This is a genomic window from Candidatus Accumulibacter sp. ACC012, assembly GCF_907163155.1.
Classification (GTDB): domain Bacteria; phylum Pseudomonadota; class Gammaproteobacteria; order Burkholderiales; family Rhodocyclaceae; genus Accumulibacter; species Accumulibacter delftensis.
Map to the genome: position 1 here is coordinate 798829 of NZ_CAJQUC010000003.1, position 25004 is coordinate 823832.

Below are 25004 nucleotides of genomic sequence, written 5' to 3' on the forward strand. Positions count from 1 at the left end.
GGACGATTCGGCTGCGGTACGCCAAGTTGCTGCCGAGTTTCAGTACCCATCTATTGCGCACTGAGGCAGTCGGAAGCTTCCTCAAGTTCTCAACGCCCCTAGTAATACAAGGGTTCATTTGCTCAGCGTCGATTAGCGCAATGCGCGGGCGAGCGTTGTACAGAGCACTCGGGATGTGTTGGGGGTACGCACCACGGCTGAGGTCACCGCGAAGAACAAATTGCAGTGAGTGACAACGGTATGGCAATGGTCGGTCAGTCAGTGGGAGCGCCATGTCGTCAATCAGAACCGAGTTTTTGCGGGGCTGACGAGAACCAATACCCCGCTCGAACCGCACGCGATAACCGCGTGTCCGTGAAACCGCCGGTACTGCACCTAGTCGTCCTCCGGTGGGTTTTTACCCGCGACTTCCGCCGCCAGATCGCGATCCTGCCCAACTCTGGCCGTGCCCGACTCATCCGCCATCTCCCCCGTCTCCTTCCGCCGTGCCGCCAGCACCGCACGCGTAGCGAGCTGCCGGATCTGTCCGGCCAGCCGCAAAATCCGCCGCTTCCATTCATAGACACCGCGCGCGTATTGGCTGTCGGTGATGACGCATGACAGCCAGAGCGCATCCAGGTGGGCCATCATTGCGTCAAACTCGCGGATGATCGCCAGGTACTTGATCGCGCGCGGCGAGGTGATCTGCACATCGATGGTCTTGGCACTGGTGTAGCCGATCGCAGTCTCGATGCCATTGCCCTCGGCCACTTCCTTCAGCCGCAGCGACTCCTTGCGAATCTCCTCCAGGGTCTGGTCGATCTGAGTATCGACCAGGGCATCGACTTCCTGCGCCTGCTCTTCGCTCCCGATGAATCGCAAGACCACACTCAACGAGAACAGCGCGTTGGCGCACATCTCGTAGCCACGGTCGAAGATCTGCTGCGCGTGCAGCGAATTGAGCAAGGTCTTCTGCGTCAGGTAGGGCCGGCTGTTGTCCTGCCGGACCGACGGAATGTGCGTCGAATCGTTCCTCTGTCGCTGTGCCATCTGCCGTCTCCCGGAGTGTCGATCAACGCCAGCGTATCGCTTGCTCCGCGATGGCGACCTTCGAAAAGCGCCCAGAAGCGACGCATTTCAAACTCCTGCGAGGACCGTGGCGGCAGAGAATTCAGCCATCTCTCGTTCCGTCTATGACGATCGAAGTGAAGGTAGCTGGCCTTCTTCATAAACAGCATTCTCTCCAACCCCCGGCGGGGTAGCCCCGTCAGGATACGGCGGCGTCCCTGCCTTCCTTGTCAGGAGGCCATATGCCCTCGTTGAACAGAGTCACCCTCATCGGCCATCTCGGCGCCGACCCCGAGGTTCGCTACACCCAGAACCGAGAAGCGATCGCCACGATCCGGATCGCGACCACAGAGATCAGCAAGGACAAGTCGTCCGGTGAACGCAAGGAAACCACCGAATGGCACCGCGTGGTCTTCTTCAACCGTACGGCCGAAGTCGTCGGCGAGTACCTCAGGAAGGGCTCCCCGATCTACGTCGAAGGTCGCATCCAGACCCGAAAGTGGCAGGACAGCGCAGGTCAGGATCGCTACGTCGTCGAGATCATCGCCAGCGAAATGCAGATGCTCGGTGCTCGTCCATCGGCGAAGGACGTCAAGGCATCGGGTTCCGTCCCTCGTCGCGCCGACACGGGCTCGTCTGATGAGCCAAGCAGTACAGCTGTCGACGAGTTGCCGGTCATGGATCCGTTCTGAGCAGATCGTGACTTCTTTCCCCCACCGGGCGGTCATTGTCCCGGACCGGGAGCCGACTGCCCTCCACCTCAGGAGGTTTGCTCATGGAACGTGTCATTCTCGTCCTCGCCATGCTGGCAGGGCTTCACTTGCTTCTGTCGTTTCTCCGTTGCTCGGCACAAGGCCTCAAGAGCTTCTTGAACCGTAAACCCGAAGCGACGGCAGCGTCCGAGCCGGTGAAGGTCACCAGCACCCATTGGCAGCAATACGACCGACCGGCTTACCAGCGCCGGACCGGGATCGACATCGATTCCGCCAAGAGCGGTGAGGCTTCGTTTGAAGTGATCGCCTGAACGCTCATTCCCCTGCGGGGCATCGCCTCCGCGTCAGGGGAGGGATGCCTTTTTTTCTTTCTAGGAGGCATCTCATGGCACTCGTTCTTCTTTCTTGCTGCATCACCGGCTGGATCATCAGCCGCCCGATTGTTCGCGCGCTGGGGCTCTGACCATGGCTTCCGACCCTGCGCACGATCACGTCGTGCAATCCAATCCGCTTCTCGTTCGGCTTTTTGCGGCGCTCTCGATGAATCGTGCCTGCGATCTCCACCAGAGACTCCAGGCAGGACGCACCGACCCGGAAACCCGCCAGATGCTCCGACGGGCTCTGATCCTCTCGAGTCAAGAACAAGCAGCGAACTGAACCACGCCCCGGCTTGCCGGGGCTTTCCCGAGTGCGTTTGCAAAGCGCCCTCCGGAAAGCAGCCTTTGATCGAGCGATTCTTCGCCCGAGCAAGTCGCGGTAGCTGGCCGCACGAAACAAACAGCATTTTCATCCACCCAGCCGGGGGCGTCATCTCCGGAAGGGGCTGGTGACTCCGGCATTTTTCTTCTGGAGGCACCATGGACGTCAGCCATCCTGGCCTGCTGCGCATGCCGGCCAAGCAATACCACGCGGATCAATCGATCGGCCATTCGGGAATCATCAAACTGCTCAAGAGCCCAGCGCATTTGCGCGAAGCCCTCGATCATCCGTCGCCACCCACGCCGGCGATGGCGTTTGGCACCGCGGTTCACACCCACGTCCTCGAACCGGATCGTTTTTTCGAAGAGTTTGCGGTGGTCGAGAAGTTTGATCGCCGCACCAAGGAAGGCAAGGAAGCCGCCGCCCGCTTCGAACAGGAGAATCAGGGCAAAACCCTGATCACTTCCGACGACCTGGCGAATCTAACCCGACTGCGCGCCGCCGTTCACGCGCACGAGGGGAGCGGCCCGCCTCTTCTCGAAGGGAGAAGCCGAGTTGTCGGCGTTCTGGACAGACTCGCTCACCGGATCTCCTGTCGCTGTCGTCCGGACTGGTTCAACGGGACGGCCGTGGCGGATCTCAAGAGCTGTGTCGATGCCAGCAGCCGCGGCTTTTCTCGCGCCATCGCCAACCTCGGCTACGACATTCAAGCGGCGTTCTACGTCGATGGAATGAAAGCCGTGACCGGCACTGGAGCTGCCCTTTCTCTTCGTCGCCGTCGAGAAAGGAGGCTCCCCATGCCGTAGCGCTTTACCGGGCTGACCCGAAATCATCGAGGTCGGTCGCAAGAAGTATCGGGCAGCACTACAGCTTCTGAAGTGGTGCCAGGATGCCGGAAGCTGGCCGGCTTACCAGCCCGGGGGTGAGATCGAATTGATCTCGCTCCCGCGTTGGGCAGCCAACACCGACGCTTTCGAGTTCGACGCCGCCTGATCGGCGGCCATTCTTAGTTTATCGACCCCGGCGGGGAGACCAGTCCCCGCTCCGGGAGGCATGGTGTCTCCGCCATTTGTATTTGGAGGAAACCATGTCTCAAACCTTGCAGTAACATCCACAGCGCCCGTCAGGGGAATACCGACCAGCGTGGTGTCTTTTCCAGCGATGCTGGAGCGATTCAAGGGCGAAATCGCCCGTGCGCTGCCCAAGCATCTGAGCGCCGAGCGCATGGCGCGGATCGCACTGACTGCATTTCGCATGAATCCGAAGCTGTCTGAAGTGGATCCACGCAGTGTCGTCGCGGCGGTCATCCAGTCTTGCCAGCTCGGTCTGCAAATCGGCCTGATGGGCGAAGCGCATCTCGTCGTGTTCGGTAGCCAGTGCCAGTTGATTCCCGGCTATCAGGGGCTCGTGAAACTCGCGCGCAACAGCGGCAGCGTGCAGGACATCTATGCGCACGAAGTGCGGATCAACGACAAGTTCGACATCGTCCTGGGCCTCAACCGTTCCTTGATACACGAGCCGTTGAAGAAGAACGGCTTCCCGGCGTCCGACGACGAGCGTGGAGCGATCGCCGGTTTCTATGCCGTGGCGGTGTTCAATGGATGGCTCACGCACCTTCCACGCCTTGTCGAAGGAGCAGGTCGAGTGGGTACGTGACCACTCCCGCGGCTACCAGATGGCGAAGAAGAACCGAAAGGAGAGTCCGTGGGACACGCATTTCGTCCCGATGGGCCTCAAGACGGCCATTCGCCGCCTGTGCAATCTGCTGCCGAAATCGCCCGAGCTGGCCATGGCACTGGCCATGGACGAACTCAACGAACGTGGTAAGACCCAGAACATCGGGATGGCCGAGGCGATCGACGGCTCCTGGGCTCCGGTCATCGACGACGAGTCGAGTGAATCGAAGGCTAAGGAGACGGGGCGGGCGACCAGAAGTCCGGTCGTGAAGGTGGCAAACCGCCGCTCGATGTGCTCCTCACCAGCATCAGCCAGGCCGCATCCGTTGATGACCTCGACGAACGCTACGCCCAGGCCGAAGATGCCGCCGACGACGGCGATCTTGAGCAGTTGCTTCGTGCCTATCGCAGTCGTAAGGCGGCGTTGACGGATACGGCTTCGCCGGCCAGTGCGATTGTCGGTGTAGCGAAATAGGCGCCCCGCGAGGAAGTGATCGCGCTGTCTCTATCCATAGCTGATGGACTGCGACTAGCACGACGGGCGTCGGTTCGCACCGAGCGAGCAGCAACACTTTGCGAAGGAGTCCCGTGGGCTGACGATGACCTCGTCAGGCTCCACAGGCGCCTGCTGCACAAGTCGCTGCGCGCTCTATTCGATTCGAGGGTCTGCGCCGCCACACAGGTGGAGATCCTCGACTGGCTGCTGTCCCCGAAGGATTGCTCGAACGCCTTCTCGTACCACGCGTGCTGCGCGCTTTCTGGCCTCGATCCCGAAGTGATTCGGGATCGGGTGCTGGAACGCTACCGGCGACGCGATGCCCGATAAACCCCCGGCGGAAGCGCCGGGCTTTCCGCAGAGGGTTGATGCAGCCTTTTGCAGAAAGCGGATTCTGGACCCATCCGTCGGACGGGACCTGAAAGGCGGTAGCTGGCCGCTACAAACAAACAGCATTCCTACCACCCCACGCGGGGGCGCGAGCCTCCAGCGAGGCATGGCGTCTTTCGCACGATTCACGGAGGCGTCATGACAAAAGTACCCCGGAGTGCCGTCTATCGGTCCTTCATCAACCCGGACGAGCGCGGCAGCTTCTCCGCCGACGTCCGTAACCCGCGTAAACGAACCATTTTCGAGATCCACGGATTTCAGATCTTCGAGGACGGTTGGATGCGGCACCGCCGCGACCTCGACGGACTGAAGCAGTACCTCGTCGATCTGGGACTCATGAACCGCGACGACGACCTCGCAATGGGTCAATAGCGCACGCGCGAGGTGTCGCGAGGCTGCAAGTTTGCAGCGAAGCCGTGGCGCCTGGCGAGAGTCGGCGCGCCATGACCCATGTTGTTGATTCCACCCTTCCGGGGACACCCCCCGGAAGGGGTACGTGTCTCCGGCTTTTCAAGGAGACCCACGTGAAACTCACTCAACTCGCCCAGACCACTCTGTGGCTGCCGGGCTTTACTCCTCAAGATTCGCAAGCAGTACTCGCTGCATGTCCGACGGCGGAGATCATCGCTTTTCCGTTCGTCGAACCAACGTGCTCTTCGGCACCGGCAACGGGGCCGGCTCGCAGTCCCTGGGACCCACTCGACCCTACGCTGCATGCGAGTCTTCGTGGTGACGTCGCCAAGTTCGAAGCGAACCTGGCGGCCATCGCGCTCCTCTCTCGCCTGGCCGCAGAGAACCGCGCTGCCCACGACGACGAGCGCGCCATCCTCAACCGGTTCACCGGATGGGGCGGCATTCCCAAGGCGTTCAATCCCGATCAGGACGATCGGGCGTGGAAGGCGAGAGCCCAATCCCTGCCCGATGTGTTGGGCGAAGATTACGAAAGCGCCAAGGCGAGTGTCGTCAACGCCCACTTCACGGAAGTCTTCGTGATCGAGGCGATGTGGCGCGCCGTTCGCCGGTTGGGTTTTCGGGGCGGTCGTGTGCTGGAACCCTCTGCGGGCGTCGGCTACTTCATCGGGGCGATGCCAAGAGATTTGGCCGCCACCTCGGAAGTGACGGCTGTCGAGATCGATCGCGTGTCGTCGCGCATCCTGTCGAGCCTGTATGCTCCTCATGGCGTGCGGACCTTCGCGGTCGGTTTCGAGAAAGCGCGTTTGCCGAAGGACTGGTACGACCTCGTGATCTCGAACGTTCCCTTCGGGAACTACCCGGTGCCCGAGGACCGCAATGTGCCGTATGCCAACTTCCTCATCCACGACTACTTCTTTGCTCGCGCTCTGGAGGTGACTCGCCCCGGTGGACTGGTGGCTTTCATCACCTCGGCCGGGACGCTCGACAAGGGCGATGACCGGGCACGGCGCCATATCAGTGACCGGGCCCGATTCCTCGGCGCGATTCGTTTACCGTCCGGCACGTTCTCGCAGATTGCCAACACGGACGTCACGACCGATATCGTCTTCCTCCAGAAACTGGCGGAGGGTGAGCAGGCCGCCGGCGACTGGATCGGCGTCAGCGAAGCCCCGCCGTCGATGTGTGACACGGATCGACGCCTGTTCATCTCGAGTTGGTATGTCGACCATCCGGACCTGCTGATCGGTCGCATGGGGCTCAAGTCGAATGGCTTCGGTCCGGCCAATGCGGCGATCTTTGACGGTGATGTGAGCAGCGCATTGACAGAACGCGTTGCCCGCTTGCCCGAGGACGTGTATCTCCCTCGTGCCGTCGAGAACCTGTTGTCGATGCCGCGGGAGCACCTTGTCGTTGCACCGGAGTTCGTCAAGCCCGGCGCGTACTGCCTGACCCCGGATGGCCGCCTGGCCATCTCGGAAGGCGATGCGTTGCGGGTCATCGACGCGACGGTATCAACCGCCCGGCGGATTCGTGGCTTGATGGCGATTCGCGATGCGGCACGCCGGCTCTTGCACCTACAGCCCGTCACGGCGGACGATGGTCGACTCGGCGAACACCGGGCCGCCCTGAACACCGCCTACGATACCTTCGTGGCGCAACACGGCATTCTCCACGCGATGGTCAACAAGCGGGCGTTCAAGGGGGATCCGGATCTGCCGCTGCTGCTCTCGCTCGAAGACTTCGATCGGGAAAGCGGCACGGCCGTGAAGGCGGACCTCTTCTCCCGCAGAACGGTGGGCGCGGTCCGCAAGGTGGAGCGCTGTTCGTCAGCCGACGAAGCGCTGCTGGTCTCCCTGCACGAAGCCGGACGCGTCGATCCGACGCGGATGGCGTCCTTGCTGGGGCTGGCGGTCGAGCAGTTTCTCCCGGACCTGGCGGGTCGTGGCCTGATCTTTCTCGATCCGCAATCCGGCGACTGGGAAACCGCCGATGCCTATCTCTCCGGCAACGTGCGTAACAAGCTGGCGATGGCGGAAACGGCCGGGGAAGCCTATCTCCCCAACGTCGAAGCCCTGCAGGCGGTCATCCCGACGGACCTGGGGCCGGGTGAAATCGATGCCCGGATTGGCTCGACCTGGATCCCCTCGCGTGACTACGGCGCATTCCTCGAGCATCTCCTGGAATGCGAGGGTTGCACGGTGGAGTTCAGCGCCGAGGCCGGTGCGTGGAACATCAACGTGCCATGGCCAGGCGAACGCTCGGTCGCCTCGACGCAAACCTACGGCACCCGGCGCATGACGGCGGGTGAGCTGTTCCTGATCAGCCTGAACCAGACGGTTCCGACCATTCGGGACCGGGATCCGGTCACCGAGCGGTCTGTCGTGAACCCGCAGGAAACCCTCGTCGCCAGGGAAAAGCAGCAGGCACTCAAGGAGCAGTTCCGATCCTGGGTGTTCGCCGATCCCGAGCGGTGCGAGCGGCTGGTCAGGCGCTACAACGACCAGTTCAACGCGGTGCGATTGCGGGCGTTCGACGGTTCAGGGCTCTCTTTACCGGGGTTCTCCGAGGTGTACGCGCTTCATCGGCACCAGAAGGACGCCATCTGGCGAATCGTCTCCAGCGGGGTGAGTACTCTGCTGGCGCACGTCGTCGGTGCCGGCAAGACCCTGACCATGGTCTGCGCCGGCATGGAGTTGCGCCGCCTCGGCCGGGCCAGCAAGCCGTGCTACGTGGTGCCCAACCACATGCTGGAGCAGTTCGCGACGGAGTTCTTGCGCGCCTATCCGGGGGCCAACCTCCTGATGGCCAGCAAGGACGACCTGGCCGGTGACCAACGCCGGACGCTACTTTCCCGGATTGCCACCGGCGACTGGGATGCCGTGCTGATTACCCATGCCTCTTTCGAGAGGATCAAGATGAGCGACGCCGCGATGGCGTCGTTCATCAAAGCGCGTGTCCACGAAATCGAGCGTGCCATCCGGGCCTCGACATCGGAGCAGCGGGGGAATCGGATCGTCAAGGAGTTGGAGCGGGCCAAGAAGGTCTGGCTCGCCAGGCTGGAGAAGCTGTCGGCTCGTTCGAAAAAGGATGACCTGCTCACGTTCGAGGAACTGGGCATCGACTACCTGTTTGTCGACGAGGCTCACTACTTCAAGAACCTGTACCGCTTCACCAAAATGACGCGGGTTGCCGGTTTGCCAAACAGCCACTCCGAGCGTGCCTTCGATCTGTTCGTGAAGACGCGCCATGTGATGGGCGAGCAGGGTGGCCGTTCGGGGGTGGTATTCGCGACCGGGACACCGGTTTCGAACTCGATGGCCGAGATGTGGACCATGCAACGCTACTTGCAGCCGGCGACGCTGGACGCCCATCAGCTGTCGCAGTTCGACACCTGGGCGGGCAACTTCGGGGAATCGGTTACGGCGCTGGAGTTGTCGCCGGATGGGAGTGGCTATCGCATGAACACGCGTTTCGCGCGCTTCGTCAATTTACCGGAGCTGATGACCCTGTTCCGGGAAGTGGCCGATATCCGCACCGCCGAAATGCTGCAGCTGCCGGTACCCAGGCACCATCTGGAAACCATCGCCGCCAAGCCCAGCGCGGAACTGAAGGCCTTCGTGACGACGCTGGTCACGCGGGCGAAAGCGATCCGCAACGGCCAGGTCATGCCCAGCGAAGACAACATGCTGGCGGTGACCAACGACAGCCGCAAGGCTGCGTTGGACATGCGACTGGTCGATCCTGCCAGCCGGGAAGATCCGGACAGCAAGCTCAATCAGTGTGCGGACAGGGTCCATGCGATATGGCGGGAAACCGCAGCGTTCCGCGGTACACAGGTGGTCTTCTGCGATCTCGGCACGCCGACGGACGATGGACGGTTCAGTGTCTATCCCGTCATTCGGGCCAAGCTCGTCGAGCGGGGGGTCCCGTCAGAGGAGGTGGCCTTCATCCACGACTATGACAGCGATGCCGCCAAGGCAGAACTGTTCCAGTCGGTGAGGAAAGGGCGGGTTCGTATCCTCCTGGGCAGCACCCTGAAGATGGGGGTGGGCACCAACGTCCAGACCCGACTGGCGGCCTTGCACCACCTGGACGCCCCTTGGCGACCGGCCGATGTGGAACAGCGGGAGGGACGCATCATTCGCCAGGGCAACCTGAACGAAGAAGTGCGGATCGTTCGCTATGTCACCGAGGCCTCGTTCGACGCCTACCTCTGGCAGACCCTCGAAACCAAGGCACGTTTTATCGCCCAGGTGATGCGCGGGGACACCGGGATGCGCAGTGCGGAGGACGTAGAACTGGCGGCGCTATCCTATGCCGAGGTGAAAGCCCTGGCATCGGGCAACCCGCTGGTGATGGAGAAGGCAGGCATCGATGCCGAAGTGACGAAGCTTGGTTTTCTGAAATCCCAATGGGACAACCAGCGATGGTCGAACCAGCAGGAGTCGGCGACCTTGCCCGGCAGAATCGCGAAGATCCGGGAACGGATCGGATCGATCGAAGCGGACCTCGCAGATCGGATCGATGTACGGGGTAAGCACTTCAGCATGGTGATCGACGGCCAGCACTATACCGATCGAACAGCGGCGGGAGAGGCACTCCAACGGCACTACCTCGAAGCCAGAAGCCGAAATGTCGGCTGGAAGGCTGTGCGAGAAGAGCGGTCGGTGGGGCAGTTTGCCGGTTTCGATCTCGATCTCTCGATTCCTGCAGCATCGGACGATAGTCCTTGTTTCGTCCTGAAAGGCCGACGCGCCTATGCGGCTCATCATTCCGACACCCCGCAAGGGATGCTCAGGGTGATCGAGAACGTGGCCAACAGTCTGGCAGGACGACTGTCTGACGCGAACGACGATTTGGCCCGAGCAGAAAAGCGCTTGGCGGACATCCTCATAGAGTTGGCGAAGCCCTTTGACAAGGCGGCGCGGCTGACGAGTTTGCGGTTGCGTCAACGCGAGATCAATGCCGCTCTCGATCTCGACAAGGGACACGCCGGCGGGATGGAAGCCGAAGCCGCCGTTTGACGGGAACGTCCATCAACCCCCCGGGAATCCCCTGCCAGTTTCGGCAGCGGGTTCCCGGTTTTTTTTGTTGGCATTGACGAGCGCTGGCGTGATCGCCGCCGACCTTTCACCTGATCGGATGGATTTCCCCACTGCAACTTCATCAGCGCGCGGACTGCCTGGCCCGTTCCCGCCCGTGCGCAAGCACTTTGTCGTATCTCTACAAGTGACAAGCCTTGCCGTCTCGACCGCACTGGGGGGCGCGTAGGCGGAGCAGGGCCGCGAGCTTGATTTCGCGGACGAGCGTCGGGTTGTCACCCGAAGCGGACAATCGGAAAAAGGTACCCTTCGTCTGCTCATCGGCCAAAGCGGCCGTTGGCGCCGCATGGCGCGGACGGCCGGAATAGCGCCTTGACCGGACGTACAGGGAATACATTGCGCCGAACGGCTGCTTCGACTTTTCGGCCGTCATCAACGCGGTATCGCGCAGCCAGGTTGCCTATCTATTCGAGCTGGCCAGCGATCTGGATGAGCAGGTTTCCCACATGATGGCCAATCTGGAAGAGGTACAGGCAACGCTATCGCAATTGACGGCGCTGTACCCAGACAGCTTGTGCCATGGAGGCCTGGACGGCGACGAATGATGGCTGGCCGCCCCTACTCTGGCCCATCAAGCGTCAGGTCGCCACGGCGGATCGCATCGCCAACCACAAGGGACGCAATCCGCAGGAACGCGCCTCCCTGAAAAAGCGCCTGCTGCGCAAGCGGATGAGCAAATGAAGCTCCCGCTTACTCCAAGGTGGAGGCCGGTGTGGTGACACAACTGCTTGTTCTGCCCCAGATTGACGGAATTTTCTGGGGTTCCGGCTTACAACCTCGACATGCACGCGTGACGGATCGCCGCTGGAGGCGCGACTACGGCGCTCGGTAGCGTGGTCTGCGTGGCGCTGTCAGAGGGCTGAAGGGTTGTCGGATGCCTGTCCTGAACTTCATTCCAGTTTCCATGGCTTTGATTCTTGTAGATCAGTTGATGAAGTTGGCGCGTCGATTAGCGCATATTGAAGAGCTCCTGATGAAAGTCCCTCGTCGCAAGACCATGTGCGATCAGGTCTGCACGCACGGACTGACCGAAGGCCGCCGGGCCGCAGAACCAGAAACTGGCGGATTTCCAGCTGGGAAACATCTCGCGCAGACGGTCGCCACTCAGCCGCCGGTCCTTCTCGTCGACCAGAACATGTAGATTGACGTTGGCAGCATTGGCGTCCGCTTCCAGCAATTCCAGCGCTTCCGGTTCAAGTTCCTTGACGCAATGGATGAGGTCGATCGATTTCGTGCCAGGAGTCATGGCCAGTTCCTTCATCCGCGCGATGAAGGGCGTGATGCCAATGCCACCACCGATCCACACTTGGCGACGCTTCCCGTCCTCGAACGTGAACCGACCGTAGGGACCTTCCACCGTCACGGCGTCGCCCGCCTTGATCCGCTTGGGCAGGATGTCGGTGTAGTCGCCGAGACCCTTGCTGATGATCATCAACTTGCGCGTTGCAGGATCCCAGGCCGAGGCCAGGGTGAAAGGGTGTTTGCCTTCCCGGCGGTCGAAGCTGACGAAGGCGAACTGGCCGCCGTCATGTCCCTTCCAGCCGTCGTCCAGTTGGATGTGGATTTCCGTGACGCCCATTGCCGGGAACGTTCGCACTGCTTCGATCGTGCCGGACACTCTGCGGCTGCGCCCGATCTGGCGGGTCAGGGCGAGGACTGCTGAAACGACTCCCCCGATCATCAAGAGCAAGGTCACCATGCCGACCGGTTGCAGCCATGCGTCGAAGCGCATCAGCACCATGCCGTGGAACACCAGGACCAGATAGGCGATGGCGATCAGCGTGTGGGTGGTTACGAAAAACTTGTACGGGAAGCGCTTGATCAGCGCAATCGCGATCAGCACCACCGCAGCGTAGAACGCCCACTCGCCAATCGTCTCAGCCAATTCACGTTGGCTGTTGAAGAAGGTCTGGATGGCGCCCAGATCCACCTCACCAGCGGGCGGCTTGCTCCGGCTGCGACGCTCCATCAAGCCAAGACCGACCATCCATTTCGGCCCGTTGGCTGCCACCCAGTGGAGCACCGAAGTGACCAAGGCGGCGATGCCCAACCATTTATGCAGCCTGTAGGACTTGTCGAGGCCATCCAGCCACGACTCCAGCCATTTGGCGCGGGTCGCCAGGATCATCGCCACGCTCATGGCGCCGATGCTGAGAACGCCCGAATACTGGACGAGCAGATTGCGCACCGCAATGAAGGTCAAGCTGTCTGGCAAGTCGGCATTCGTCAGCGCCCACAGGAGCGTCAGCCCGATCAGTATGGACCAGAGAGATATCTTGATGTTTTTCATGGTTTTTCCACCAATTGATTCGTCCGCTCCTCGAATAGAGGTTGATCGCGGATACTGGAGGTTTGAGCCGTCATGCGGCGCGTCGTGTCCATGGAGCACCGCACCCGGTGCCGGGCAGGCCATTCCCTTGCTGTCGTCAAGACAGCGGGGTTGTGCCGTCTCGGGGACAGGCAATGGCGTCTGAGCAAGCGCTGTGCTGGCGGCGGGAAAAGACGGTATGAAGCTGAGCACGCGTCGTACTTTCATGATCGGTTGGCGCATCAGTTGCTTTCACAACACGGTTAGTTAGAATCGTGATAGTATCAATCAGAACTATTCATGTAAAGGGGCAGTGGTGATTCGTAATCCGGCAAAAATCCATCCTTTCCTGCACGCGGCGACTCTGATGGAGAAGCGGGTGACTGCATTGCTGAGAGCGTCCGGCGTGCGCCATCGTCAGGGCCTGATCCTGGACGCCTTGCATCGCATCGGGCCGACATCGCAAAGGCATCTGGCGAAGGAATTCGATATTTCACCGGGAAGCATGAGTTCCATGACGGATCGGCTGCTTGCCTTGGGGTTCATCACACGAAACACGAACGTGGATGATCGACGCAGTGACGTTCTGGAGCTGACACCGAATGGCCTGGCGATGCTGACGGTTGTTCTGGATGTCTGGCAGGGCGCTGACGAGAGTATTGAAACGGCGCTAGGCCCGACGAAAGCCGCGCAGTTCTTCGCACTCGCTGCCGAACTCTGTAATGCTCAGGGTGGCCGGGCGCCCCAACATGAAGACGCCTGAAGTCGCCGAGTGCTGATGAACCTTGCCTGTCTGCCTGTGGGTGACGGCCGCGCTCGGCTGCAAGGCGAACTGCAGCCACCATCCCCGCCGCATGGCCTCAGCAGCCAACCCATCCGTACCGTGACACCGCCCCCTCGCCAACAAGAAGTAGTGCTCCCATGACATCTCCGATCTTGGCCCGAGACCCACTCGCTCCTTGCCTGCTCTCCGCCCTGGCGTCGCTTGCCATGGTGGCTTGCGGAGGCACTGATGACCGCCGCACGCTACCGGCTGCGCGAACCATCTGGGGCACGACGGCAGGCGATGCAAGTGTCAGCATCGCCTGATTGCGCAAGCGCTGGCTCGCCGCCGGCCGCCGCGTCGCCGTCGACTACGGCCACGACAAGCTGGCCGCCGATGCCAAGCTTCATCAATGGCATTCACGCTGTCGATCTAACGGCGGCAAGTACTGGTCATGACCCGTTCGACGATTCGCACGATCGCCGCGACGGCCTGGCTGTTGACGGCGGCCGGTTGCGCCTCGGTGGCACCGATCGCAGCACCGCCGCAGGCGGTCGAGGTGCCCGCGCAGTGGGCCGCCGGCATCGACGCCACGGCGGCCACGCCCGGCCCGCTCGCGCAATGGTGGCAGCGGTTTGGCGATGCGCAGCTGTCGCGCCTCGTGGAGCGCGCGCTGCAGGCCAACACCAGCGTGAACAGCGCCCAGGCCGCGCTGCGCCAGGCGCGCGCGCTGCGCGATGTCACCGCGGCCGGCCTGTTGCCGACGCTCGACGGTTCGGCCAGCGCGCAGCGCATCCGGCACCGGCTCGGGCAGCACCAAGAGCACGGTCCAATACCTTTCTAGCGGGGCTCGACGCGAGCTGGGAGCTCGACGTCTTCGGCGGCCAGCGCAGCGCCCTGCAGGCCGACGAGGCCAGCGCGCTGGCCAGCGCCGCCAGCCTGGGCGACGTGCAGGTGTCCGTCGCCGCCGAGGTCGCGCTCGACTACATCGCGCTGCGCAACGCTCAGGCGCTCCTGGCCATCGCACGAGAGAACCTGGCGAGCCAGCGCGAGACGCTGCAGATCACGCAGTGGCGCCTGCAGGCTGGACTCGTCACCTCGCTCGACGTCGAACAGGCGCGCACCTCGGCCGAGCAGACGGCCGCGCTGTTGCCTGCCTTGCAGAAGACCGTGGACCAGACGTCGCACGCGCTGTCGGTTTTGGTCGGGCAGGCGCCGTCCGCCTTGTCGGCCGAGCTCGGCTGCCGCCAGCCCGGTGCCGGCCGCGCCCGACGACCTGGCGCTCGCTTTTCCGGCCGAGACCCTGCGCCAGCGCGCCGATGTCCGCGCCGCCGAATTTGAGTGGAGTGCGGCGCGCGCCCGCGTCAGCCAGGCCGAAGCCGCGCGCTGGCCGAGCTTTTCGCTCGGCGGCTCACTGGGCTTGGTCTCGCTCACGCTCGGATCGCTGGTCGACGGCAGCTCGCTCGTGAGCAGCGTGCTGGGCAGCGTCAGCGGGTCGCTGTTCGACGGCGGCGCAGCGCGCGCGCAGGTCGGCGCGCAGCAAGCCGCGCTCGAGCAGTCGCTGCAGGATTACCGCTCCGTCGTGCTCGTTGCCCTGAAGGATGTCGAAGATGCGCTGGTCGCCCTGCGCAGCGACCGCGAGCGGCTGGCGCACCTGAAGGATGCCGCCGACGCGGCCACCAATGCGGCGACGCTGGCGCGCCAGCAGTACGCCAGCGGGCTGGTCGATTTTCAGACCGTTCTGCAGACGCAGCGCACGCAGCTCGGCGCCCAGGGCGACGTGGCCAGCAGCCAGCGCCGACGTCAGCAGCGACCACGTGCGCCTGTACAAGGCCCTGGGCGGCGGCTGGACGCCCGATAGTGCGATCCGTCGCCGCCGTCGCCACCACGCAAGCGACGGTCCGCCAGGCGACCTCCTCCGCTGCGCACTGACACCCGCGGCCACTCTCTACGATCACTTCACACCGACCCGCCATGAGCCAGAAGAACGCCACCCCTCCCGCCGACCTGCAAACCCTGCTGGGTGAGGACCATCCGCCGCGCTGGTGGCAGCGCGGCTCGCTCTGGTTCGCTCTTGGCGCCCTGCTGGATCGTGGCCGGCGGTGTCTATTACTGGCAGGCGCAAAGCGCCGGCAAGGCCGCGCCCACCTACGTGACCGCCGAACTGCGCATGGGCAGTCCTCACGCTTAGCGTGTCGGCCAACGGCACGCTACAGCCGACGCGCTCGGTCAACGTCGGCAGTGAACTGTCGGGCACGGTCGAGCGCGTGCTGGTGGACGTGAACGACCAGGTCAAGGCCGGCCAGGTGATGGTGGAGCTGGACGCGTCGAAGTTCAGCGATCAGGTGACCCGCTCGCGCGCCTCGCTTGCCGCCGCGCGGGCACTGGTCGCGCAAAGCAAAGCCACCGTCGCCGAATCGCGCGCCAGCCTTGCGCGCCTGGACGGACGTCTTCAAGCTCTCGGGCGGCAAGGTGCCTTCGGCCAGCGAGCTCGACAGTGCGCGCGCCGGCGCTGGCCCGCGCCGTGGCCACCGAATCGAGTGCTGCCGCCAACGTCGGCGTGGCCAAAGCCACCCTCTCAACGGATGAAACCAACCTCGCCAAAGCCTCGATCCGCTCGCCCCTCGACGGGGTGGTGCTCAGCCGCTCGGTGGATCCGGGCAACGCGGTGGCCGCCTCGCTGCAGGCCGTCACTCTGTTTGCCGTGGCCGAGGACCTGACCCAGTTGCAGCTCGAAGCCAGCGTGGACGAGGCCGACGTGGGCGCTGTGAAGGTGGGGCAAAAAGCCAGCTTCACCGTCAGCGCCTACCCCTCGCGCCGTTTCCCGGCCACGATCCGCCGCGTGGCCTATGGCTCGACCACCACCAACAACGTGGTGACCTATGTGGCCACGCTCGATGTGAACAACAGCGACCTCAGTCTGCGCCCCGGCATGACGGCCGTGGCCACCATCGTGGCCACCGAGCGCGATGGCGTGCTTCTCGTGCCCAACACTGCGCTGCGCTTCTCGCCCACCGCAGCAGCCGCAGCGAGCAAGTCCTCCGGGAGTAGCAGCATCCTGTCCAAGATAATGCCGCGCCCGCCGAGGAGTAGCAGCACCAAAGTGGCCGGCAGCGAGAGCAAGGCCCCTGGCACGCGCCAGATCTGGGTGCTGCAGGGAGGCCAGCCGGTTGCCATGCAGGTGCAGAACTGGCATCAGCGACGGCCGCATGACCGAGGTCAGCGGCGAGAGCCTCACAGCCCGGCATGGCCGTCATCACCGACCAGCGCAGCGCAAGCGCCGCACCATGAATCAGCCGGCCACTCCAGCCACGGGGCAGCCGGGGCCTGCTCCGCTAATCCGTCTGCGCGGGATCACCAAGGTCTACGGCACAGGCCAAACGGCGTTCCAGGCGCTCAAAGGCGTGGATCTGGACATCCAGAAGGGTGACTTTGTGGCCATCATGGGCCCAGCGGTTCGGGCAAGTCCACGGCCATGAACACGCTGGGCTGCCTGGACACACCCACCACCGGCACCTATGAGTTCGAGGGCGTGCAGGTGCAATCGCTCAGCCGCGACGAGCGGGCCCGCTTGCGCCGGCGCTACCTCGGCTTCGTGTTCCAGGGCTTCAATCTGCTGGCCCGCACCTCGGCACAGGAAAACGTCGAGCTGCCACTGATCTACCGCGGCGAGCCCGCCGCGCAGCGCCATGCCATGGCCGCGCGCGCGCTCGAACAGGTCGGCCTCAAAGGGTGGGAACACCACACGCCGGGAGAACTCTCGGGCGGGCAGCAGCAGCGCGTGGCGATCGCGCGCGCCATCGTCACGGAGCCCGCCGTGCTGCTCGCCGACGAGCCCACCGGCAACCTCGACACCGCCCGCAGCAAGGAGATCATGGAGCTACTCTGGCACCTGAACGCCGACCAGGGCATCACCGTGCTGATGGTGACGCACGAGGCCGAGATGGCCGCCTACGCGCGGCGCATCGTGCGCTTCGTGGACGGCAGTGGTGTAAAGCGACGAGCGCAACCCTGACCCGGTCGGGCTCCAGGCGGGACACGTTGCGACGGTCATGGGAGCCGGCTGACCATGTGGCTCAACACCCTCCTGCTCGCGCTGCGTTCGATCCGGCGCAACCTGATGCGCTCGTTCCTCACCATCCTGGGCATCGTGATCGGCGTGAGCGCGGTGATCACGATGGTCACGGTGGGCAATGGCGCCACCGTGTCCGTGCAAAACCAGATCTCGGGGCTGGGCACCAACCTCTTGCAGATTCGACCGGGCCAGCGCATGGGTCCGGGCAGCGGTGGTTCCAGCGCGCCCTTCTTCAAGGACAGCGACTGCCGAGGCCATCGCCACCCAGATCGGTGGCGTCGCGGCCGCTGCCCCCCAATCGCGCTCGTCGGGCACGCTGGTGGCCAATGGCCGCAACTGGAGCAGCACGATCACCGGCAGCACGAACGAGTGGCTCACCATCGGCAACTGGACCCTGGCCCAGGGGCGCGAGTTTTCCGACGCCGAGCAGCGCGCCGGTGCGGCGGTCTGCATGATCGGCGAAACCGTACGGCGAGAACTGTTCGGCAGCAGCCCCGCGCTGGGCGAGTCGCTGCGCGTGAAGCTGATCAGCTGCGAGGTCATCGCCGTGCTCGGCTCCAAGGGCCAGGGCTCGTTCGGCAACGACCAGGACGACCTGGTCTTCATCCCGATCAAGACCCTGCAGCGCCGCATCACCGGCAATACCCAGGTCAACGACTTGCTCGTGTCCATGGCCGATGGCAGCGACACCGACACGCGTCAAGGCCAGCATGACCCAGTTGCTTCGCGAGCGTCGCAAGCTCGCTGACACCGATGAAGATAACTTCAACGTGCTCGACACCAAACAGCTGGCCGACACACTCTCGGGCACCACCAAGGTGATGACCACGCTTCTGGGTGCCGTGGCCGCGGTGAGCCTGCTGGTGGGCGGCATCGGCATCATGAACATCATGCTGGTGAGCGTGACAGAGCGCACCAGGGAAATCGGCTTGCGCCTGGCCATCGGCGCGCTGGAGCGCGAGGTGCTGCTGCAGTTCCTGATCGAGGCCGTGGTGCTTGCCGCGCTGGGCGGGGCGATCGGCATCGTGCTGGCCATCGGTGCCTCGATCGGTCTTTCGGATTTGATGAATGTGCCCTACGTGTTCAACCCCGGGGTCAACCTGCTGAGCTTCGTCTTCTCGGCCGGCATCGGCGTGCTGTTCGGCTACTTCCCAGGCCCGCCGGGCGGCACGGCTGAACCCGATCGATGCGCTGCGGCATGAATGAGCTTTCTGAAAGCCCACATGAAGCCGATCCAACTGAGTTGTACCCGAAGGGTAGCGATCCTCGTGAGGCACTGAAGGCCTGGCATTTCATGCTGGGCTTATCTGTTTTTGTTCTGGTCTGGCTGCGCCTGCTGGTGGCGCGCATGGCTGGATCCGACCCCCTAACTGAGCCGGATCTTCCGAAGTGGCAGAAGTCATCGGCCAAGTTTATGCACTTTGCGCTGTACTTCTTGATGATTGGTATGCCGCTGGGAGGATGGCTACTTCTCGGCGCAGCAGGAAAGCCGATCCCGTTCTTCGGTCTGGAGCTGCCAGCGCTCGTCGGCGAAAGCAAAAGCCTGGCAACGCTGATCAAGGAGATACATGAGGTCGGCGGCACGGTGGGTTACTTCCTCATCGGCTTCCATGCCGCTGCTACTTTGCTTCACCACTACGTTCTTCGGGATAACACGCTACGGCGGATAGTTCCGAACCAGAATTGAGCCGCTACCCGAGACAGATTAGTCCGCGCCCCCGCCCGTGGTTTTGCCGACCACTAGCTGCGATGACGCAGGCTTCCGCGGAAGCGCGCCAAGCATGTGCGTGATCTCGCATCACTCGCCATTCCTTCATAAACGGCCCCGAAAAAGTCAAACTACTACTGCCACTCCGGCAGAACCGGGAGATTTCCAGAAAGGGTTTAACCCTGCATTTCGCTGACGGTCTGGCGAAAACGTAGCAGCGCAGCGCTGAAGAACAGGGCTCCGATGGCCGCGGTGGCGACGAATTCTTTCCACACGATGGAAAAACCTGCATCTCTGAAAAGAATGGCCTGGGCCAGACTGACGAAATGCGTCGATGGTGAAAAGAACATCACTCTCTGGATCAGCGCCGGCATGCTCTCAAAGGGCGTGTTGCTGCCCGAGAGCAGATTCATGGCGATGAAAACGGGCATTGCCAGGAGTGCGAACTGCGGCATCGAGCGCGCCAGCGTCGCGAGAAAGATCCCCAGAGAAGTCACCGAGAAGAGGTAAATAACTTCCCCAACGACGAACAGCGGTATCGACCCGGTGATCGGCACCTGCAGCACACCCTGCACCATCAGCCACAGCGACAGGCTGGCGGCGACAGCGACCACCAGAGCATTCGCCCAGATCTTGGCGAGCATGATCTCGGTGGGACCGAGCGGCATCACCAGCAGGTGTTCGATGGTCCCGTGTTCGCGTTCGCGGATCAGTGCGGCGCCGCTGAGAAAGATCGCCAGCAGGGTCGTGTTATTGACCACCTGCATGACTGCGACGAACCACGGCGACTCGCGATTGGGGTTGAACTTGGAGCGCGTAACCAGCGTGATTGACTCGGCGGCGGACGATGTCGCGAAGCCGGCGAGTTCCTGGCGCAGAACATTCTGGATGTGATTGGCACCGCTACCGGCCTGGATCATCGCCGTCGCATCGACGTTGACCTGGACCGTCGGCCGTCGACCGCGCTCCAGATCCGCCTGGAAGCGCGGCGGGATGTCAATGACGAAGGTGTAGGTCCCGCTATCCATGGCGGTGTCGATCTGCTGCACGCTGATTGCTACCGGCGGCAGGAAGTAAGGCGGAAGCAGCGCATCCTGGACACGCCTCGAGAGCGGCGAGCCGTCTTCGTCGACTACCGCCACCGAGGCGTTGATCAAGTCCATTTGCGTCCCCTTTGACGGGGCGTAGACCGCGTAGGTGAAGAAGTAGATGATCAGGGCCACCAGGACGAAGTCATAGCGCAGGCTAATCAGTTCCTTGAGACCCAGGCGGTAGATGTTTTCGAGATGGCGGCGCATCGTCAATCGTCCTGTGTTTTCAGGAAGATCAGGCTGAGCAGAAGGTAAGCAAGGACGATCATCGCCAAGGCAACGAAATTGACCGCGAGATCGCCGAAGCTCAGTCCCTTGGTGAAGGTGCCGATGCTGATGCGCTGGAAATAGGTGCTTGGAAAGAGCATCCCCATGATCCTGGCGCCACCCGACAGCGACGACACCGGTGTGAACAGCCCCGAGAACTGGATCACCGGCAGCATGATCAGCACGGCTGTACCGAACAAGGCAGCGATCTGAGTCTTGACGAACGACGAGATCAGGACGCCGAAGCCGGTGGTGGCCATGACATAGAGCAGCGCACCGGCGGTCAACGCGATGGCGCTGCCCTTGACCGGTACCTGGAAGAGCAGCAGCGCCAGAAGCAGCAGGCTGAGATAACTGACAAAGCCGATCACCGCGTACGGCAACTGCTTGCCGAGGAGAAATTCCAGGCCGCTGACCGGGGTGGCGTAGAGATTGGTGATCGAGCCCATCTCTTTTTCGCGCACCACGCCGACCGCAGTCATCATTGCCGGAATCAAGGCGAGCATCATCATGATCATTCCGGGCACCATCGCATAGACGCTCTTGAAGTCCTGGTTGTACCGGAAACGCGTCTCGACGTTGGCCGGCAGGAAGTCCGGTATCACGCCGGTCGTGCGTTGCCCCAGTCGCCCGAGGTAGGCGAGATGCACGCCCTCGACGTAGCCGCGAACGGTTTCGGCGGTGAAGGGCGCGGCGCCATCAATCCATATCCCGACCTCGACCGGGCGACCACGCAAGATGCTCTCGCCGAATTCCGGCGGGATCTCGATGGCCACCCGCAGTTTGCCGCTTCGCATGCGCTGCTCCAGATCCGCATGGTCTGTGAGGGCGGGCAACTCGCGAAAGTAGCGCGATCCGGAATAGTTCTCGAGATAGGCACGACTCTCGGGGGTCCGATCCTGGTCGAGGACCGCATACGACTGGTTTTCAACGTCAAACGAGATGCCATAGCCGAAGGCAATCATGAGCACGATTGGTCCGAGCAAGGCGAAAGCGAGGCGAATCGGATCACGCCAGATCTCCGTCGCTTCACGACGCGCATAAGCCCACCAGCGACGCGAACTGAACACAGGAATCCGGCTTGCCGCGGGTGGCGCCGGCTTGTTCTCGATCGCTGCCGGCGCTGGAATCACAGCAGCGGACTTCGTGCCAGCCGCTTCTTCGAGGTAGGCGATGAACGCCTCCTCCAGCGTGCCGGCATTGCGGGCGCGGGTGATCTCCTCGGGAGATCCCTGTGCCAGGACCCGCCCGGCATGCATCAGCGAAATGCGATCGCAGCGCTGCGCCTCGTTCATGAAATGCGTGGAGATGAAAATCGTCACCCCTTCCTGGCGCGACAGCTCGACCAGCAAGCGCCAGAAAGCGTCGCGCGCCACCGGATCAACCCCCGAAGTCGGTTCGTCGAGAATCAGCATCTCGGGGCCGTGAATGACCGCCACCGCCAGCGACAGGCGCTGGCGTATGCCCAGCGGCAGACCCTCGGTGCGCTGCTCGACGTAATCGTGCAAGCCGAAGCGGTCGACCATCTCCGCTACCCGCGAAGCGATGCGCGCTTTCGGCAAGTGAAACAGTCGCGCGTGCAGCTCGAGGTTTTGACGGACCGTGAGCTCGGTGTACAGTGAAAAGGCCTGCGACATGTAGCCGACGCGCTTGCGGGTGTCGGTATCTTTGGCATCGACCGGGCGTCCGAACAGCAGGGCCTTGCCTTCGGTGGCCGGCAGGAGCCCGGTGAGCATCTTCATGGTCGTCGTCTTGCCACAACCGTTGGAGCCGAGAAAGCCGAAGATCTCGCCGCGCTCGATACGGAAGCCCACGTGGTCGACGGCGGTGAATTCGCCGAATCGCCGCGTCAACTGCTCGGCCTCGATCGCCGGAAGGGCATCGCCAGGTGGTCGCGGTGGAATCACCAGGGCCCGATGATCGCGGCGCTTTTCCTCCGGCAGCAGCGAGACGAAAGCGTCCTCGAGGGTCCCAGTGACGGTAGCTGCCTTGAGCTCTGCCGGGCTGCCGGTGGCCAGGACGGTGCCGGCGTCCATCGCTACCAGCCAGTCGAAGGCTTCCGCCTCATCCATGTAGGCGGTTGCCACAAGCACGCTCATCGCCGGTCGCCGCGCCCGGATATGTTCGATCAGCTGCCAGAACTGACGCCGAGAGAGTGGATCGACGCCGGTCGTCGGCTCGTCCAGAATCAGCAACTCGGGGTCGTGAATCAGCGCGCAACAGAGCCCCAGTTTCTGCTTCATGCCGCCGGAGAGCTTACCGGCGGGGCGGTCGGCAAACGCTGCCAGGCCGGTGCTGTTCAACAATTCGTCGATCCGCCAGGCGCGTTCGTCTGCCGACTGACCAAACAGACGGCCGAAGAAATCGACGTTTTCGAACACCGACAGCGTCGCGTAGAGGTTCTTTCCCAGACCCTGCGGCATGTAGGCAATGCGAGGACAGAGCCGGCGGCGGTGACGCCGATCGGCGATGTCGCAACCCAGCACTTCGACGCTGCCGGACTGGATCTTGCGCGTCCCCGAGAGCAGCGCCAGGAGACTCGACTTGCCGACGCCGTCGGGGCCGATGAAACCGACCATGCGTGCCGCCGGGATCGCCAAGTCAATCACGTCGAGTGCCAGAACGCTGCCGTGGCGATAACTGAGGGCCGACAGCAGCGCCACCGAGGGGGGCGCCGGGGTCATTGCGGCAACTTCACCTGCAGCTGTTCGGGCCATTGCGCGGCGGCGTCGAGAGTCACGTAAGCGACCCCAGGGAGGCCCGTCTTGACCTGCGTGCGGTACTTCCGGAGTACTTCCTGATCGATCTGTGCCTTGCAGCGGAAGACCAGTTTCTGGCGCTCGCTACTCGTCTCCACGGCCTTGGGCGTGAACTGCGCTGCACTATCGACAAAGCTGATCTTCGCCGGGATCACGTATTGCGGTATGGCGTCGAGCACCAGCCGGACCTCGGCGCCGATAGCCACCTTGCCGGCGACGGTCGTCGGCAGGAAGAAGCTCATGTACACGTCGGAGAGGTCGAGCACAGTCAGCACCTTGCCGCCGGCCGGCAACACTTCACCGGGCTCGGCTGTCCGGTACTGGACGCGGCCACCGCGCGGCGTTTTGAGCGTGGCGTCGTCGATGTCGGTGCGGATTTTGTCGGCGGCTGCTTTCGCCGCCTCTATTGAAGCTCTTGATTCCGCCACCTGCGATTGCGACGCGGCGATCGCCGACTGCGTCTCCAGGGTCTGCGACTGGGCGGCCTCGATTGCCGCCTCGGCCTCGGCGACCTTGGAACGTGCCGCATCGAGTGCCGCCCTGGCTACCTGCAACCGGGTCTTGTCCGCGGACAGCCGTTGTGCGCTGATGAAACCCTTGGCCACCAGTTCTTCGGAGCGCTTCAGCTCACCCTCGGCAAAGACCACTTCACTTTCACTCTGCGCCACCATCGCCAGGGCGGTGAGTCTCGCCTGACGCCGTTGCGCGACCAGCGCGGTTGCGCTGCCCTTGGCTTCGTGCTTTTGCGCGGCGATCGCCAGCGCCGTCGAACTGGCACTTTCCGCCTGCTTCACCTTGGCTAGCAATTGGTGGAGTTCGGCCTCCAACGCCTGTGTATCCATGCGCGCGACGACCTCTCCGGGCTCGACGAAATCACCTTCCTTGACCAGCACTTCCTGTAATCGTCCAGCGGAGCGGGTCGCGATGTCCACTTCCGTGGCCTCAATTCGCCCATTGCCAGCCACGAAGCCTTCCGGCAGAGCGGCCGGCTCGAGTCGCTGCCAGAAGTAGGTAGCGACGACGATGACGATCACGACAAGACCAAGAGAAAGGAGTCCGCGCCGAAGCTTGCTGTTCATGACTGGATATTCCGGGGGGTGATCAGTGAAATGGGGGACTGGGGGTGATCAGTGCACGGGCTGTTGGGCGGCGATGCAGGCCAAGTTGGACGCCAGAAACGGCCGCCAGGCGATGCCCGTCCAAGGCGCATTTTAACGCCGCGAGACCAACCAGCGTCGTTTCCGGGTTCGCAGGAGCGACGTGCTGGGAAAGTCGCAGCGCAACTGCGGGTGGAAAGGGGCGTTTTCGTGCGGAGCAACCGCCGCATGATCGAACGCGATTGGATGTGCACTCGTTGCCACCAGCGCGGTTCCCGGGTGATGAGCGTCGTCATCGAGCGGCTCCTCAAGAACGCCTCTCTATTCGATCTGGTGCGAGACAAGTCGGCGGGTCAGGTCTCGGCCAATACCGGACGGTCGGCCAGTAGCGTCGCATGC

General features: G+C 63.1%; 19 protein-coding genes and 3 pseudogenes. 17 read left to right on the top strand and 5 right to left on the bottom strand.

Annotation, left to right across the window (positions count from 1 at the left end; genetic code table 11):
* Positions 1-375: 375 nt before the first annotated feature.
* Entirely contained in the window at positions 376-1029 is a 654-nt protein-coding gene (locus QZ648_RS06950; protein WP_291996495.1) for a hypothetical protein, read from the bottom strand.
* A 260-nt stretch (positions 1030-1289) separates the two neighbouring features.
* On the opposite strand from QZ648_RS06950, the gene ssb reads away from it, so the two are divergent.
* The 8 genes from ssb to QZ648_RS06990 all read left to right on the top strand — a co-directional run bounded on the left by ssb (position 1290) and on the right by QZ648_RS06990 (position 11218).
* Positions 1290-1739 (top strand): single-stranded DNA-binding protein, encoded by a 450-nt coding sequence (gene ssb / locus QZ648_RS06955; RefSeq protein WP_291996496.1) that lies wholly within the window; start codon positions 1290-1292, stop codon positions 1737-1739.
* 83 nt (positions 1740-1822) lie between these two features.
* On the top strand, positions 1823-2071 hold the full coding sequence (locus tag QZ648_RS06960) for a hypothetical protein (RefSeq protein ID WP_291996497.1): 249 nt from the start codon (positions 1823-1825) through the stop codon (positions 2069-2071).
* A gap of 546 nt (positions 2072-2617) precedes the next feature.
* The gene (locus tag QZ648_RS06965; protein WP_291996498.1) at positions 2618-3265 is read left to right on the top strand and encodes a PD-(D/E)XK nuclease-like domain-containing protein; all 648 of its coding nucleotides are present in this window, start codon (positions 2618-2620) and stop codon (positions 3263-3265) included.
* 247 nt (positions 3266-3512) lie between these two features.
* Entirely contained in the window at positions 3513-4115 is a 603-nt protein-coding gene (locus tag QZ648_RS06970) for a recombinase RecT (RefSeq protein WP_291996499.1), read from the top strand.
* Positions 4057-4563, top strand: a complete 507-nt coding sequence (locus tag QZ648_RS06975; RefSeq protein WP_291996500.1) for a recombinase RecT — start codon at positions 4057-4059, stop codon at positions 4561-4563. Before QZ648_RS06970 ends, QZ648_RS06975 begins: the two co-directional genes overlap by 59 nt.
* 596 nt (positions 4564-5159) lie before the next feature.
* Positions 5160-5393, top strand: a complete 234-nt coding sequence (locus QZ648_RS06980; protein WP_291996501.1) for a hypothetical protein — start codon at positions 5160-5162, stop codon at positions 5391-5393.
* 152 nt (positions 5394-5545) lie between these two features.
* A complete protein-coding gene (locus QZ648_RS06985; RefSeq protein ID WP_291996502.1) occupies positions 5546-10459 on the top strand; it encodes a DEAD/DEAH box helicase family protein in 4914 nt (1637 codons plus the stop codon).
* A gap of 597 nt (positions 10460-11056) precedes the next feature.
* Positions 11057-11218, top strand: coding sequence for a hypothetical protein (locus QZ648_RS06990; RefSeq protein WP_291996562.1), 162 nt, complete (start codon positions 11057-11059; stop codon positions 11216-11218).
* Between the two features lie 268 nt (positions 11219-11486).
* Here the strand turns inward: QZ648_RS06990 and QZ648_RS06995 are convergent, their stop codons facing one another.
* Positions 11487-13088: a ferric reductase-like transmembrane domain-containing protein gene (locus QZ648_RS06995; RefSeq protein WP_366144070.1), complete on the bottom strand. Its 1602-nt coding sequence runs from the start codon at positions 13086-13088 to the stop codon at positions 11487-11489.
* A gap of 73 nt (positions 13089-13161) precedes the next feature.
* Between QZ648_RS06995 and QZ648_RS07000 the strand changes: the two genes are divergently transcribed.
* From QZ648_RS07000 to QZ648_RS07040, 9 genes and pseudogenes are all read left to right on the top strand, one after another.
* Positions 13162-13608 carry a MarR family winged helix-turn-helix transcriptional regulator gene (locus QZ648_RS07000; protein ID WP_291996503.1) on the top strand — a complete coding sequence of 149 codons (447 nt, stop codon included), beginning with the start codon at positions 13162-13164 and terminating at the stop codon, positions 13606-13608.
* Positions 13609-13934: 326 nt separating this feature from the next.
* Complete coding sequence (locus tag QZ648_RS07005; protein WP_291996504.1) at positions 13935-14066, top strand: hypothetical protein; 132 nt, start codon at positions 13935-13937, stop codon at positions 14064-14066.
* Positions 14063-14452, top strand: a complete 390-nt coding sequence (locus tag QZ648_RS07010; protein WP_291996505.1) for a TolC family protein — start codon at positions 14063-14065, stop codon at positions 14450-14452. Before QZ648_RS07005 ends, QZ648_RS07010 begins: the two co-directional genes overlap by 4 nt.
* 53 nt (positions 14453-14505) lie before the next feature.
* Positions 14506-14949, top strand: coding sequence for a TolC family protein (locus QZ648_RS07015; protein ID WP_366144078.1), 444 nt, complete (start codon positions 14506-14508; stop codon positions 14947-14949).
* Positions 14864-15469 (top strand): TolC family protein, encoded by a 606-nt coding sequence (locus QZ648_RS07020; protein ID WP_291996506.1) that lies wholly within the window; start codon positions 14864-14866, stop codon positions 15467-15469. The genes QZ648_RS07015 and QZ648_RS07020 overlap by 86 nt, the downstream gene beginning before the upstream one ends.
* 113 nt (positions 15470-15582) lie before the next feature.
* Positions 15583-16899, top strand: a pseudogene (locus tag QZ648_RS07025) (efflux RND transporter periplasmic adaptor subunit).
* A pseudogene (locus tag QZ648_RS07030) lies at positions 16896-17603 on the top strand (ABC transporter ATP-binding protein). The pseudogenes QZ648_RS07025 and QZ648_RS07030 overlap by 4 nt, the downstream one beginning before the upstream one ends.
* Positions 17604-17677: 74 nt before the next feature.
* Positions 17678-18889 (top strand): annotated as a pseudogene (locus QZ648_RS07035) (ABC transporter permease).
* Positions 18882-19370: a cytochrome b gene (locus QZ648_RS07040; protein ID WP_291996507.1), complete on the top strand. Its 489-nt coding sequence runs from the start codon at positions 18882-18884 to the stop codon at positions 19368-19370. Before QZ648_RS07035 ends, QZ648_RS07040 begins: the two are co-directional and overlap by 8 nt.
* Before the next feature lie 197 nt (positions 19371-19567).
* Here QZ648_RS07040 and QZ648_RS07045 read toward each other — a convergent pair whose 3' ends face one another.
* From QZ648_RS07045 to QZ648_RS07055, 3 genes are read right to left on the bottom strand one after another with little or no spacing between them, the layout of a single operon-like run.
* On the bottom strand, positions 19568-20689 hold the full coding sequence (locus QZ648_RS07045) for an ABC transporter permease (RefSeq protein ID WP_291862939.1): 1122 nt from the start codon (positions 20687-20689) through the stop codon (positions 19568-19570).
* Between the two features lie 2 nt (positions 20690-20691).
* Positions 20692-23433, bottom strand: a complete 2742-nt coding sequence (gene rbbA, locus QZ648_RS07050) for a ribosome-associated ATPase/putative transporter RbbA (RefSeq protein ID WP_291996508.1) — start codon at positions 23431-23433, stop codon at positions 20692-20694.
* Positions 23430-24587 (bottom strand): HlyD family efflux transporter periplasmic adaptor subunit, encoded by a 1158-nt coding sequence (locus QZ648_RS07055; protein ID WP_291996509.1) that lies wholly within the window; start codon positions 24585-24587, stop codon positions 23430-23432. The genes rbbA and QZ648_RS07055 overlap by 4 nt, the downstream gene beginning before the upstream one ends.
* Positions 24588-25004 lie beyond the last annotated feature (417 nt).